Annotated in this window: 12 protein-coding genes; 6 read left to right on the top strand and 6 right to left on the bottom strand. The window is 68.1% G+C overall.

Annotation, left to right across the window (positions count from 1 at the left end; translation table 11 throughout):
- Window positions 1–358 precede the first annotated feature (358 nt).
- From O0K41_RS05375 to hemH, 3 genes are all read right to left on the bottom strand, one after another.
- Window positions 359–2,464: a methyl-accepting chemotaxis protein gene (locus tag O0K41_RS05375; RefSeq protein WP_164222693.1), complete on the bottom strand. Its 2,106-nt coding sequence runs from the start codon at window positions 2,462–2,464 to the stop codon at window positions 359–361.
- A 290-nt stretch (window positions 2,465–2,754) separates the two neighbouring features.
- Complete coding sequence (locus O0K41_RS05370) at window positions 2,755–3,609, bottom strand: alpha/beta hydrolase (protein WP_164222691.1); 855 nt, start codon at window positions 3,607–3,609, stop codon at window positions 2,755–2,757.
- Window positions 3,606–4,568 (bottom strand): ferrochelatase, encoded by a 963-nt coding sequence (hemH, locus tag O0K41_RS05365; protein WP_005411679.1) that lies wholly within the window; start codon window positions 4,566–4,568, stop codon window positions 3,606–3,608. The genes O0K41_RS05370 and hemH overlap by 4 nt, the downstream gene beginning before the upstream one ends.
- A gap of 165 nt (window positions 4,569–4,733) precedes the next feature.
- Between hemH and O0K41_RS05360 the strand changes: the two genes are divergently transcribed.
- From O0K41_RS05360 to tatC, 4 genes are all read left to right on the top strand, one after another.
- Complete coding sequence (locus O0K41_RS05360) at window positions 4,734–5,627, top strand: YSC84-related protein (RefSeq protein WP_005411678.1); 894 nt, start codon at window positions 4,734–4,736, stop codon at window positions 5,625–5,627.
- Window positions 5,628–5,702: 75 nt separating this feature from the next.
- Window positions 5,703–5,930, top strand: a complete 228-nt coding sequence (tatA, locus tag O0K41_RS05355; protein ID WP_005420453.1) for a Sec-independent protein translocase subunit TatA — start codon at window positions 5,703–5,705, stop codon at window positions 5,928–5,930.
- A gap of 15 nt (window positions 5,931–5,945) precedes the next feature.
- Window positions 5,946–6,407, top strand: coding sequence for a Sec-independent protein translocase protein TatB (gene tatB / locus O0K41_RS05350; RefSeq protein WP_088435999.1), 462 nt, complete (start codon window positions 5,946–5,948; stop codon window positions 6,405–6,407).
- Window positions 6,404–7,153 carry a twin-arginine translocase subunit TatC gene (gene tatC, locus O0K41_RS05345; protein WP_005411675.1) on the top strand — a complete coding sequence of 250 codons (750 nt, stop codon included), beginning with the start codon at window positions 6,404–6,406 and terminating at the stop codon, window positions 7,151–7,153. Before tatB ends, tatC begins: the two co-directional genes overlap by 4 nt.
- A gap of 107 nt (window positions 7,154–7,260) precedes the next feature.
- Here tatC and O0K41_RS05340 read toward each other — a convergent pair whose 3' ends face one another.
- The 3 genes from O0K41_RS05340 to O0K41_RS05330 are packed head-to-tail and all read right to left on the bottom strand — an operon-like array spanning window position 7,261 to window position 10,776.
- Window positions 7,261–8,172: a BPSS1780 family membrane protein gene (locus O0K41_RS05340; protein WP_005411674.1), complete on the bottom strand. Its 912-nt coding sequence runs from the start codon at window positions 8,170–8,172 to the stop codon at window positions 7,261–7,263.
- A 50-nt stretch (window positions 8,173–8,222) separates the two neighbouring features.
- Complete coding sequence (locus tag O0K41_RS05335; protein WP_012481650.1) at window positions 8,223–8,969, bottom strand: glutamine amidotransferase; 747 nt, start codon at window positions 8,967–8,969, stop codon at window positions 8,223–8,225.
- Complete coding sequence (locus O0K41_RS05330) at window positions 8,941–10,776, bottom strand: GspE/PulE family protein (protein WP_164222689.1); 1,836 nt, start codon at window positions 10,774–10,776, stop codon at window positions 8,941–8,943. Before O0K41_RS05330 ends, O0K41_RS05335 begins: the two co-directional genes overlap by 29 nt.
- 83 nt (window positions 10,777–10,859) lie before the next feature.
- Between O0K41_RS05330 and glyQ the strand changes: the two genes are divergently transcribed.
- A complete protein-coding gene (gene glyQ, locus O0K41_RS05325) occupies window positions 10,860–11,771 on the top strand; it encodes a glycine--tRNA ligase subunit alpha (protein ID WP_005414927.1) in 912 nt (303 codons plus the stop codon).
- An 87-nt stretch (window positions 11,772–11,858) separates the two neighbouring features.
- A complete protein-coding gene (glyS, locus tag O0K41_RS05320; protein ID WP_197592662.1) occupies window positions 11,859–13,934 on the top strand; it encodes a glycine--tRNA ligase subunit beta in 2,076 nt (691 codons plus the stop codon).
- The last annotated feature ends 30 nt before the right edge of the window (window positions 13,935–13,964 follow it).

Raw genomic sequence — 13,964 nt, 5'->3', positions numbered from 1 at the left:
AACGCAGCTGCGCCGATGGTAGTGTGGCTCAAGCCATGCGAGAGTAGGTCATCGCCAGGGTTTACACCCAAAACCCCACTGCTCACGCAGCGGGGTTTTTCTTTGTGCGCAGTAAATGCGGGTCGTGCCGGCCGCTGGCCGGCAACCCGATGGCATTACATCACCCGGTAGATCCACGCCATGCGTGGATGCCCCCTGCGAGGAGCAGCGGTGCCAACCAAGGTTGGCCGCTACCAACAGCAGGCGCACACAGCGATCGTTTGCCGGCCAGCGGCCGGCACTACCAGGGGCAGGTCACGCATAAAAAGACGGCGCCCGCAGGGCGCCGTCTTGATCAGGATCGAATTGAAGGACTGGATCAGGCGGCCCGCGAGACCTCGAGGGGTTCCTGCTGGCGGAATACCGAGACTGCTTCGGTCAATGTGCCCGCCTGCGACTGCAGCTCGCGTGCTGCCGCGGTTGCTTCTTCCACCAGCGCCGCATTCTGCTGCGTGGCCTGATCCATCTGCACCACGGTCTGGTTGATCTGCTCGATACCGATCGACTGCTCCTGCGACGCTGCGGAAATCTCGCGCATCAGGTGGCTGACATCCTCCACGCCGCCGACAATTCCCTGCATGCGCTGGCCGGCATCGGCCACCAGCTGGGCACCTTCGCCCACCTGCCGGCCCGCTTCGTCGATCAGCTTCCTGATCTCCTGTGCAGCCGCCGCCGAACGCTGTGCCAGCACGCGCACCTCGCTGGCCACCACGGCAAAGCCTCGGCCCTGCTCGCCGGCGCGTGCCGCCTCCACCGCTGCGTTCAACGCCAGGATATTGGTCTGGAAGGCAATGCCGTCGATGACGCCGGTGATGTCGCCGATCCGCTTCGAGGCACCTTCGATGGCCTGCATGGTATCCACCACCCGCTGCATGGCCGTGTTGCCGTCACTGGCAGCGTTCTGCGTGGAGGCGGCCAACGCACTGGCCTCACGCGCATGGGCGGCGTTCTGGCGCACGGTGGCGGTCAGTTCCTCCATCGATGCTGCGGTCTCCTGCAGGTGCGCTGCCTGGCGCTCGCTGCGCTCGGACAACGCGCCGTTGCCGGCGGCAATCTCGCTGGCGGCGGTACTGATCGACGCCGCGCATTCCTGGATGCGGCCGACCATGCGTGCCAACTGCCCGGCCGTGGCATTGGCATCGCGCTGGATGGCAGCGAAGGCGCCGTGATACTCGCCGTGCATGCGCCGATCCAGATCGCCGTTGGCCAGTGCCGAGAGCATCTGCCGCACTTCGTTGACGGTGCTGCCGAGCGTATCGAGCAGCTGGTTGATGCCACCGGTCAGGCCATCGAGGAAGCTGGCGCCTTCAGTGGCCCGCAGGCGCTGGTCAAGGTCACCGGCCGCCGCCGCTGCGACGATGCCGGCCACGGCATTCTCCAGTGCGAGCTCATGCGTGCGGTCATGCCATTCCACGGCGAAGCCCAGGCGCACGCCCTGCGCGTCGAACACCGGTGTGACCACCTGCGCGAAGTGCACCGGGCCGATCTGCACCTTGCCGTTGTGGGCTACCTGCAGGCCGTTGAGGATCGCGCGGATGCGGTCCGGGTTGGCGTGGAAACGATGGATGCTGCTGCCGACCAGGCGCTCGGCGTCGAAATCGGGGAAGGCCTGTCGCAACGTCGCCTGCTGGTTGCGCAGCAGTGCCACCACCGAGCGGTTCACGTAGCGGATCACATGGTCGTTGTCGGCGATCATCATCGCGGTGCGCGAGGCATCCAACGCCTGGCGGATCTGTGCGTTCTCGGCATGCGCCGCCGCCTCGCGTCCACGCTGGGCCTGCACGTGGCGTGCAGTGTCGGCCAGGGCGTGGGCCAGTGAACCCGGTGCATAGGCGCTGGTGTCGGCATGTGCACCAAGATCGGCACCGGTGGCGATATCGCGTGCCAGCGCGGCAAGCCGACGCGGGCCGTGGCCAAGGGCCTCGGTCTGCTGCCGAAGGCGCAGTGCGACCTGGCCGAGGAACAGGGTCAGGCCCGCGAGCATGCCGGCCTGCAGCAGCGTCGGCCACAGCGCGGCACCGCCCTGTAGCGGTGCCAGCAGGGCGAGCGTACCGACGCCACCGGCCAGCCACACCGGAAGGCGATCGCGATGGCCCAGCAGCACGCCCAGCAGCAGGGCCATCGGCAATGCCGGTGACAGGCTGATGATCGCGCACAACACGGCCAGCTGCAGCGACAACAGCAACGCCAGACCGTTGCGGGCGACGGCCCGGCCCGCCTGGGCCCCGCCCAACCACGCGGCTGGCAGCACGGCGACGGCCGCCAACGCGGCGGCCTGCACCTGCGGGCCGCGCAGGGCCAGCGCCAGGCCAGCCAAGGCCAGTACCGCGCTGCCGATCAGCAGGCGGCGGTCAGCGCGGTGCGCGAGCTGCTGCAGGTGCGGCAGGCGGGCGGTATCGGGGGGACGGGAGGATGCAACGGACATCGGCGACTCCTGGATCAGCAGACGACAACGGCCACGCCGCGGCGCACGCAGGAGTGCGTGACCAGGGCGCGAGCCGGGAATTCGGGGAATGCGACGCGATCAGCGACGCGGAGACGGGACACCGCGGCCACATCCTGTGGGTGACGGTGCAATGGAGCAGGCATGCGGACTTCCTTGCAGAACCAGACACACGCCGCAGGCCCGACCGGACCTGCGTGCTGCGGACGCAGGGGCCCGCAACTGATGTATCGGCCGCAGACGCGCAGAGTGAAGCGCGCGGATACCTTTGCTCAGCCCGCGTTGTCGTTGCTGAAGAAGCGCAGGATCACGCCTGCGATCTGTTCCGGATCTTCCATGTGCAGGTGATGGTTGCCGGGAAACACCGCCAACCGCCCATCGTGCAGGTGCTGCAGGCGATCGCTGCGCATCGGCTCGGGGTAGTAGGACTGCGCTGGCGCGGCATAGATCACCTGCGTCGGGCAGGCGATGGCCTGCAGCAGGTTGTCGATCTGGCCTTCGCTGAGACGGATCGCAGTGGGCAGCATCAGGCGCGGATCGCTGCACCAGCGGTAGCCACCCTCGACCGGTTCCACGCCGCGCTCGACCAGCAGCCGTGCACAGTGCTCGCTGAGCTGGTTGGTCATCATCCGTGCGCGGATCGGCGCGGCGAGGTCGGGGAACACGCGCAGCTGCTTGCGTGCCAGTGCGCGCGTGGCATTCACATGCTCGCGCAGGCGATTGGCGGTTTCTTCCTCGGGGCCGCGCAGGCCGCCGAGCGCTTCGATCGCCACAAGGCGCTCGACGCGATCACTGACCGAGGCGGTGAGGCTGGCGATGCCGGCACCCATCGAATGGCCGAGCAGGTTGAAGCGGTCCCAGCCCAGTGCATCGGCGACGTCGAGCACGTGGCAGATCGCGGCGGCCGTGGTGTAGCTGGCACCGGCCGGCAGATGCGCGCTGTGGCCATGACCGGGCAGGTCGATGGCAACCAGCTGCAGCGACGACAGATGCGGCGCCAGCGGCACGAAGCTGGCCGCGTTGTCGAGCCAGCCGTGCAGGGCCAGCACGCGCGGGCCATCGCCGTGGTTGCGCAGGCCGGCGACGCGCGCGCCACCGACCTCCAGTTCAAACGGTTGCAGACTCATGCCAGCGAGGCCACGGCCAACCGCGCAAGCGCGCGTGCGTGCTCCGGTTCGGCGTTGAGGCAGGGGATGTAGCGCATCGTCGCGCCGCGCTCGGCCAGTGTTTCGGTGAACCCCAGCGCGACTTCTTCCAGCGTCTCCAGGCAGTCGGTGGCGAAGCCGGGGCACACCACGTCGATCTGCTTCACGCCGGATTCGGCCAGCGCCCACAGGCTGGGCTCGGCATACGGCTGCAGCCAGCGCTCGCGGCCGAAACGCGACTGGTAACCCATCTGCCACTCGTCCCTGCCCAGTTCCAGCGCCTTGGCGATGGCCTGTGCGCTGGCCTCGCAGCGCTGCGGATACGGATCGCCGGCATCGGCCAGGCGCTGCGGGATGCCATGGAAGGAGAACATCAGCGTTTGGCCGCGACCGTGCTGTTCCCAGTAGCGACGGATCGAGCCGGCCACGGCCTCGACCCAGCCCGGATCGACCGAATAGTCGCGCACCAGGCTGACGGTCACGCCAGGATTGCGGCGCTGCCAGGCATCGACGCGGTCTTCGACCGAGGCAGTGGTGGTGGTGGAGTACTGCGGATACAGCGGCAGCACCACGATGCGGCGCGCACCGTCGGCTGCCAGGCGGTCGAGCTCGCTGGCCAGCGCCGGTTCGCCGTAACGCATCGCATGGCGCACTGTCAGGGTCGGCAACAGGGCCTGCATGGCCTGCGCCAGCTGGCGCGTATGCACCATCAGCGGTGAGCCGTCGGGCAGCCAGACCTGGGCGTACTTGGCCGCCGAACGACTGCTGCGCAGGGGCAGGATCAGTCCGCGCAGCAGCGGCTGCCACAGCAGTGGCGGGATCGCGACCACGCGGCGGTCGGACAGGAATTCAGCCAGGTAACGGCGTACGGCGGGGGCCGTCGGCGTCTCGGGCGTGCCTAGGTTGACCGCCAGCACGGCGGTATCGGGTGCGTCGAGCATGGGCGGTATTGTCGCCGATCCGGTGTCGCGCCGGGATGCAGGGTTCGGATTGCAGGCATAGCGCGCATCAATGTGAGCAGGGAACGCTCATTGGGGATTCATGACAACGCTACTAATTTCAGTCACTTGCTATATCTTCCTATGGACTGACTTCTGGAGCCTGCCATGCGTCGCCCGATCCAAGCCCTGCTGATCGCCGCCAGCCTGCTGTCCAGCCAGGCCATGGCCGGGCCGCAGGAAGACCAGCGTGCGCGCAATGCCGTGCGCGTGCTGGCTGAAATCCAGGAAATCCCTGAACAGGGCATTCCGGATAAATTGCTGGACGAAGGCCGCGCGGTCATCGTCATTCCCGACACGATCAAGGCCGGTCTGGTCATTGGCGGTCGTCGTGGCCACGGCCTGATGTCGGTGCGCATGCCCAACGGCGCCTGGTCCAACCCGGTGTTCGTGAAGCTCACCGGCGGCAGCATCGGCTTCCAGGCCGGCGTGCAGTCCTCCGATGTGGTGCTGGTGTTCCGCAACGACCGCAGCCTGGACAACCTGGTCAACGGCAAGTTCACGCTGGGTGCCGACGCTGGCGTCGCCGCCGGTCCGGTGGGCCGCAACGCCGCCGCGGCCACCGACGGCCAGCTGAAGGCCGAGATCTGGTCCTGGTCGCGCGCCCGCGGCCTGTTTGCCGGCGTCGCGCTGGATGGCGCGGTGCTGCAGATCGACGATGCTGCCAATCTGGACGCCTACGGCAGCAACACCACGCCGCGGATGATCTTCGAAGGCCGCGCCGCCGGTTCGCCGTCGATGGATGTGGTCGCCTTCCGCGATCGCCTGGAAGAGGCCACCTACGCGGCGCGCAACAACCGCAGCGGCAACGGCGGCAGCGCGCCGCGCCCGGCTGCCGCCCCGGCAGCTGCCCCGGCGCCTGTTCAGGCAGCACCGGCTGCGCCGGCTGAGGCCACCACCGCGCCGCTGCAGAACGTGCCGCAGACCCCGCCGCCGCAGCAGCAGGGCTTCCAGCCGGTGAATGACGGCGAGATCCGTACGGAAACGCTGGGCGGAAACTGACTTTCGTCACGCGCGCCGGCTGACAGCCGGTGCGCTATGCTCGACAGCCTGATCACTAACGTAACGAGCGTCTTTATGGGCAGTTTCAGCATCTGGCATTGGTTGGTCGTGCTGGCCATCGTCCTGCTGGTGTTCGGCACCAAGCGCCTGACCAGCGGCGCCAAGGACCTCGGTTCGGCGGTCAAGGAATTCAAGAAGGGTATGCGCGACGAGGACAAGCCGAACGCGCAGCTGGGCGATGAGTCGCGCAGCCAGGACGCGTCGCGCACCGCGCAGGACGAGCACGACCGTAACGCTCGCTGATCCGGAGCGGTTGCGGTGTTCGATATCGGCTTCAGCGAACTGCTGGTGATTGCAGTGGTCGCCCTGGTGGTGCTCGGTCCCGAGCGCCTGCCCAAGGCGGCCCGCTTCGCCGGCCTGTGGGTGCGTCGCGCCCGCAATCAATGGGATTCGGTGAAACAGGAACTGGAGCGCGAACTGCAGGCCGAGGACATCAAGCGGCAGATGCAGGATGTGCGCCAGGGCATGCAGGACACCGAGAACCAGCTGCGCGCCAGCGGTGAAGCGATCCGTCGCGAAGCCCAGCAGGCGCAGCAGCAGGGCGATGACCTGGTGCAGCAAGTCCGTGCACCGGCGCCCGCGGATCTGCCGCCGCACATGAGCGCCGCGCCCGATGCCGTTGAACCAGCGCAGGACGGTGGTGCCGCCGAGACGGTTTCGGCCACGCCCGCTGAAGCTGGTACGCCGCCGCCGGCGCAGAGCCCGGAGCGCCACCCATGAGTGAACAGGATTTCGGCGAGAGCTCGCTGGTAGAACACCTGGTGGAACTGCGCGGCCGGCTGGTGCGCGCATTGCTGGGCCTGGGCGTGGTGCTGCTGGCGCTGCTGCCGTTCACCCAGAAGCTCTACAACGCGCTGGCCGAACCGCTGGTCTCGCAGCTGCCGAACGGGCAGACGATGATCGCCACCAACCCGGCCGGTGCCTTCTTCGCACCGCTGAAGCTGACCTTCTTCGTCGCGTTGTTCGTGGCGGTACCGTGGCTGCTGTACCAGCTGTGGGCGTTCGTCGCGCCCGGTCTGTATGCACGCGAGAAGCGCCTGGCGGTGCCGCTGCTGGTGTCATCGGTGCTGCTGTTCTACACCGGTTGCGCCTTTGCGTATTTCCTGGTGCTGCCGGCGGTGTTCCACTTCCTCACCACCTTCAGCCCGGACGTGATCGCAATCACACCGGATGCGAATGCCTATCTGGACTTCGTGCTGGCGATCTTCTTCGCCTTTGGTGGCAGTTTCGAACTGCCGGTGGCGATGGTGATCCTGGTGCTGCTGGGCTGGGTGACGCCGCAGCAGTTCAAGGAAGGCCGCGGCTACGCGATCGTCGGCATCTTCGTGCTGGCGGCGGTGCTGACCCCGCCGGACGTGGTATCGCAGCTGATGCTGGCGATTCCGATGTGCCTGCTGTACGAGCTGGGTATCCACGCCGCACGCTGGCTGGTGCCGTCGTCGGTAGTGAAGAAGCCCGCCGCCTGAAAGACAAAAAGGGGACGGAGGGGATTAAGTCGTTTTTGCCTTTAACGACTTAATCCCCTCCGTCCCCTTTTCTATCCACGCATGGCGTGGATCTACCTGCGTTCTGGTCAGGCGTGGAACACGTCGCTGGAGGTCGGCGTGGTCGGGATCGGCGGCGCCGCGCGGCTGCCGCGGTGCACGAACATCTGCTTCCACGCGGCGTAGACCGCGCCGACATACAGCGGCATCAGCACCGTGGTCAGCACCAGCTGGGCGATGAAGGCGGCGGCCAGCGGGCCGCCGATCAGCATCGCGATCTGGATCACGATCACGAACAGGATGTACATGCAGAACGCGGCGATCAGGCCGAGCGCGGCGAACACGATCATCGCGCCGATGTTCTCGATGCAGCCCTGCAGGCTCAGGCGCAGCGCGTGCATGCCGCTCTGCTTGTCGAACACCACCAGTGCCGGCTGGGTGAACATCGCCAGCGACAGCGCGACCGCACTCAGGAACACCAGCAGCATCCACAGCGCGATGCGCTTGGCCGGCAGGTTGGCGACCAGCGCGGCCGCGTCATCCGGCTTGATCTGCTGGCCACTGCGGCTGATCTCTTCCATCTTGGTCATGACCTCGCTGAAGGCGGTGAAGCCCTCGCGGCCGATCATCAGGAACAGCAGCGCGCCCAGCAGCAGCACCGCCAGCACCTGGATCGCCAGCGGCACCAGCAGGTGGCTGACGCGGTGGTCGCGGATCGGCTGCAGCAGGTGCGAGGCCAGGCCCGGGCGGCCTTCATCGATCTCGCCCACGGCATACAGCATGCCGCCGAACATGATCGGCGAAATGGCCAGCGTCATAAGCTGCACGGCCATGCCGGCGGCGCCGGGAATCAGCGTCGACAACAAGGTGACCACCCAGCTCACTAGCAGCCAGGTCAGGCCGATCCGGGCCAGCTGCAGCGGCGCACGCCGGTACAGGGAGAACGTATCCAGCAACCACTGGGCGCCCGCCGAAGCCGGCAGCTTGCGAATCTCTTTCATGGACATCCGGGAAGGACAGGAGGGGGCCGGGCGGCTGCCCGTGCCGCCGATTATCCCTGTTTTGCCACCGGCTGGGCTGAAGACAGCCGTGCCTGGCGGACGAAGCGCCGCAACAGCTGGCGGGCCAGCGGCGCGGCGCTGACCGCGCGCTCGATGCTGCGGGCGCAGCCGCCGTGGCGGCCGATGCAGTCGGCGCGGGCACGCACGTAGCCACGCATGTGGTGGGTGGCGAACTCCGGATGGAACTGCACGCCCCAGGCCTGGCGGCCCCAGCGGAAGGCATGGCAGCCATCCAGCGGTGAACGGGCCAGCACCTCGGCACCATCGGGCGCGCGCAGCACGGTCTGCAGATGGGTGGCATGGGCGGCAAAGTGCTGCGGCAGGCCCTGGAACAGCGGGTCCTGCGCGGCCTGCGGCTGCAGTTCCAGTTCGATCGTGCCGGACTCGCGGCCGGCCGGGTTGTAGGCCACCTCGCCACCCAGCGCATGTGCCAGCAGCTGGTGGCCGTAGCAGATGCCGAATACCGGCAGGTCGTCGTGGGCGGTCTGGCGCAGCCACGCGGCGCTGCGCTCGCTCCAGTCGGCATGGTCGGTGACGAAGGCGGCCGAGCCGGTCACCAGCACGCCGGCGAAGGCATGAGGGTCGGGCAGGGCGCCACCGTGCTCGACATCGACCACCACCGTCTCGTGTTCTTCCAGCCCGGCGGCGACGCGGATCCAGTGCGGAAAGCGCCCGTAGCGGCGCAATGACGGCACCGGTCGGCCGGTTTCAAGGATCAGGAACGGGGCTGGGTTCATCCGGGGGCGGCAGCACTGACAGGACTTCCTCGATTGTAGTCAGCCCCTGCGCCACCTTTTCAAGCCCGGCCTGGCGCAGGGTTCGCAGCCCTTCAGCCCGCGCGGCACGGGTGAAACCGGCCAGGTCCATGTCGGCGCGGATCTGCCCGCGCAGCCGCGAACCCAATGGCAGCAACTCATACAGGCCGATGCGGCCGAGGAATCCGGTGCGCCGGCATTCCAGGCAACCGACCGGCCGACAGGGCGTGGCGGCATCTGGATATGCAGCATGGCTATCAGCCAGCACCGCCCAATCGGCCGCGCCGAGGCTGTGCGGCTGCTTGCAGTGCGGGCACAGCGTGCGCACCAGGCGCTGGGCGAGGATGCCGTTGAGGGTGCTGGCCAGCAGGTAATGCGGCACGCCCAGGTCGAGCAGGCGGGTGACCGCCGAGGGCGCGTCGTTGGTATGCAGGGTGGACAGCACCAGGTGGCCGGTCAGCGAGGCCTGCACCGCCATCTGTGCGGTCTCCAGGTCGCGGATCTCGCCGATCATGATGATGTCCGGGTCCTGCCGCAGCAGGGTGCGCACGCCGCTGGCGAAGTCCAGGTCGATGTTGGCCTGCACCTGCATCTGGTTGAACTCGGGCGCGATCATCTCGATCGGATCCTCCACCGTGCACACGTTCACGTCCGGCGTGGCCAGCCGCTTCAGCGTGGAATACAGGGTGGTGGTCTTGCCCGAGCCGGTCGGGCCGGTGACCAGCACGATGCCGTGCGGGCGCTCGACCAGCGCATTCCAGCCGGCGGCCTCCTGCGGGCTGAAACCGAGCTGGTCGATGCTCTTGAACGCGGCATCCGGGTCGAAGATGCGCATCACGCACTTCTCGCCGAAGGCGGTGGGCATGGTCGACAGGCGCATCTCGACCTCGCGGCCACCCGGCGAGCGGGTCTTGATGCGGCCATCCTGCGGGCGCCGGCGCTCGGCCAGGTCCATGCGGCCCAGCACCTTGATGCGGCTGACCACGGCGGTCATCACCGCCGGCGGTACTTCGAACACCTTGTGCAGCACGCCGTCGATGCGGAAGCGCATGCGCCCCATCTCGCGGCGCGGCTCCAGGTGGATGTCCGAGGCGCGCTGTTCGTAGGCGTACTGCAGCAGCCAGTCGACGATGTGCACGATGTGCTGGTCGTCGGCATTGACGTCGCCGGTGCGGCCCAGCTCCACCAGCTGCTCGAAGCTGGGCAGGGTGGTGCTGGCCTCGCCGCGCACATCGCCACGGGCGCCGCGCACCGAGCGGGTCACCCCGTAGAACTCCATGGTGTAACGGTGCAGGTCCAGCGGGTTGACCACCGCCAGCTCGATGCGGCGGCGGGTCAGGTGCTGCAGGTCACGACGCCATTCCTGCACCAGCGGCTCGCTGGTGGCTACCAGCACGCGCTCGGCATCCACCGCCAGCGGCAGGAAGCGGTGGCGGCGGGCGTAGGCATGCGACACCAGCGCGGTCACCGCAGCGACGTCCACCTGGGTCGGGTCGATGCGCAGGTAACGGCTGCCGGTGCGCTGCGCCAGCCACTCGGTCAGGCGTTCCAGGGTCAGTTCGCCGCCGCCGGTGGCGGCCAGCTTGAGGTTGGACAGCAGCACCAGCGGATGCACTTCACTGGCGTTGCGCGCGCCCTGTGCGGAAAACCGCATGCGCTCGCGGTCCTGCTCGGCCACGAGCCCATCGGCGGTCAGGGCCGCGGCAATCTGCTCGAAATGCAGCCGTCCCCAGGGCAGCGGGACGCCGTCCGCCTCGCCGGGCGTGCCTGCCGGCAGCCGATGTTCCATCTGCCTGCTCCTCCCGGGTACGGAATGCCCCGCAGGTCGGCCGTTATACTAGCGCACCCCCTTGCCGGCCAAGACTCGTACGCATGTCCGCGACCCCGACCGTTCCGATCACCTTCCAGGGCCTGATCCAGACCCTGAACCAGTTCTGGGCCCAGCAGGGCTGCGTGCTCATCCAGCCGCTCGACCTGGAGGTGGGCGCCGGTACCTTCCACCCGGCCACCTTCCTGCGTGCGATCGGTCCGGAAGGCTGGAATGCGGCCTACGTGCAGCCGTCGCGGCGCCCGACCGATGGCCGTTACGGTGAGAATCCGAACCGCCTGCAGCGCTACTACCAGTACCAGGTGGCGATGAAGCCGGCGCCGGACAACATCCAGCAGCTGTACCTGGATTCGCTGAAGGCACTGGGCATCGACCCGCTGGTGCACGACCTGCGCTTCGTCGAGGACAACTGGGAATCGCCGACGCTGGGCGCGTGGGGCCTGGGCTGGGAAGTCTGGCTCAACGGCATGGAAGTGACCCAGTTCACCTACTTCCAGCAGGCCGGTGGCCTGGAATGCCGCCCGGTGCTGGGCGAGATCACCTACGGTCTCGAGCGCCTGTGCATGTACCTGCAGAACTGCGACAACGTCTACGACCTGGTCTGGACCTACGGCCCGGACGGCCAGCCGGTGACCTACGGTGACGTCTACCACCAGAACGAGGTGGAGCAGAGCACCTACAACTTCGAATACGCCGACGTGGAAGAAATGTTCCACCGTTTCGACGCCTGCGAGCGTGAGGCGCAGAAGCTGGTGGAAGTGAACCTGCCGCTGCCGGCCTACGAGCAGGTGATGAAGGCCAGCCACACCTTCAACCTGCTGGATGCGCGCCGTGCGATCAGCGTGACCGAGCGCCAGCGCTACATCCTGCGCGTGCGCGCGCTGGCCCAGGCGGTGGCCAAGGCGTACTACGAACAGCGCGAGAAGCTGGGCTTCCCGGGCGCGAAGAAGGCCTGACGGCCCTCCCGCACCGACCCGCTTTTCATCAACTACCCGGGGCGCCGGACGCGTTGCGCGCTGCGCCCCCACCACAGGATCGAACCGATGAGCCAACTGTCCCCCCTGCTGATCGAACTGGGCACCGAGGAACTGCCGGTCAAGGCGCTGCCGGGCCTGGCCCAGGCGTTCTTCGACGGTGTCGTCGAAGGCCTGCGCAAGCGCGGCGTCGCGCTGGAACTGGGCGATGCGCGCCCGCTGTCGACCCCGCGCCGACTGGCCGTGCTGCTGCCGGGCGTCGGCCTGGAACAGCCGGAGCAGCACAGCGAAGTGCTGGGCCCGTACCTGAACATCGCGCTGGACGCCGAAGGCCAGCCGACCAAGGCGTTGCAGGGCTTCGCCGCCAAGGCCGGGATCGACTGGACCGCGCTGGAGAAGACCACCGACAACAAGGGTGAGCGCTTCGTGCACCGCGCGGTGACCCCGGGCGCGAGCACCGCCAGCCTGCTGCCGGAGATCCTGCGCGAGGCGATCGCTGCGATGCCGATTCCCAAGCCGATGCGCTGGGGCGACCACGCCTGGGGCTTCGCGCGCCCGGCGCACTGGCTGGTGCTGCTGCACGGTGCCAACGTGGTCGAGGCCGAACTGTTCGGCCTGCAGGCCGGCCGCGTCAGCCGTGGCCATCGCTTCCACCATGACCAGGCGGTGTCGCTGGCGCAGCCGCAGGACTACGTTGAAGCGCTGCGCGCCGCGTTCGTGCTGGTCGACCCGAGCGAGCGCCGCGCGCGCATCGTCGCCGAGGTCGAGGCCGCTGCGGCCAAGGCCGGTGGCAGCGCCCGCATCACCGACGACAACCTGGAGCAGGTGGTGAACCTGGTCGAATGGCCGTCGGCGGTGCTGTGCAGCTTCGAGCCCACGTTCCTGGCGGTGCCGCAGGAAGCGCTGATCGAGACGATGGAGATCAACCAGAAGTTCTTCCCGGTGCTGGATGCCGCAGGCACGCTGACCGAGAAGTTCATCGGCATCGCCAACGTCGAATCGAAGAACGTGGCCGAAGTGGCCAAGGGCTACGAGCGGGTGATCCGTCCGCGTTTCGCCGATGCCAAGTTCTTCTTCGACGAGGACCTGAAGCAGGGCCTGGTTTCGATGGGGGAGGGGCTGAAGACGGTGACCTACCAGGCCAAGCTGGGCAGCGTGGCCGACAAGGTGGCGCGCGTGGCTGCATTGGCCGAAGTGATCGCACCCCAGGTTGGCGCCGATGCCGCGCAGGCCAGGCGGGCTGCCGAACTGGCCAAGAACGACCTGCAGTCGCGCATGGTCAACGAGTTCCCGGAGCTGCAGGGCATCGCCGGCCGCCACTACGCCGTGGCCGGTGGCGAATCGGCCGAGGTGGCGCTGGCCATCGACGAGGCCTACCAGCCGCGCTTCGGTGGTGATGACATCGCGCTGTCGCCGCTGGGCAAGGTGCTGGCCATCGCCGAGCGCGTCGACACGCTGGCCGGTGGCTTCGCCGCAGGCCTGAAGCCGACCGGCAACAAGGACCCGTTCGCGCTGCGCCGCAACGCGCTGGGCCTGGCCCGCACGATCATCGAAAGCGGCTTCGAGCTGGACCTGCGCGCGCTGCTGGCCAGCGCCAACGCCGGCCTGGCCGCACGCAACGTGCAGGCCGACGTTGGCGAGCTGTACGACTTCATCCTCGACCGCCTGAAGGGTTACTACGGCGACAAGAACGTGCCAGCCACGCACTTCAATGCGGTGGCCGAACTGAAGCCTGTCTCGCTGTATGACTTCGACCGCCGCCTGGACGCGATCGGCACCTTCGCCGCGCTGCCGGAAGCCGAGGCGCTGGCTGCGGCCAACAAGCGCATCCGCAACATCCTCCGCAAGGCTGAAGGCGACATTCCGGCCCAGATCGACCCGGCGCTGCTGCAGGAAGACGCCGAGCGCGCGCTGGCTGAAGCGGTCACCGCAGCCATCGATGACACCGGCGCCAGCCTGCATCAGAAGGATTACGTGGCGGTGCTGGCGCGCCTGGCCCGCCTGCGCCCGCAGGTCGACGCGTTCTTCGATGGCGTGATGGTCAATGCGGAAGATCCGGCGCTGCGTGGCAACCGCCTGGCGCTGCTGACGATGCTGGGCGAGCGCCTGGGCAAGGTGGCAGCGATCGAGCATCTGTCGAGCTGATGCCCGTATCGGTAGTGCCGGCCGCTGGCC

The organism is Stenotrophomonas sp. Sm2128, assembly GCF_030985535.1.
Classification (GTDB): Bacteria; Pseudomonadota; Gammaproteobacteria; order Xanthomonadales; family Xanthomonadaceae; genus Stenotrophomonas; species Stenotrophomonas maltophilia.
This window is presented reverse-complemented; position numbering and strand designations above follow the sequence as displayed.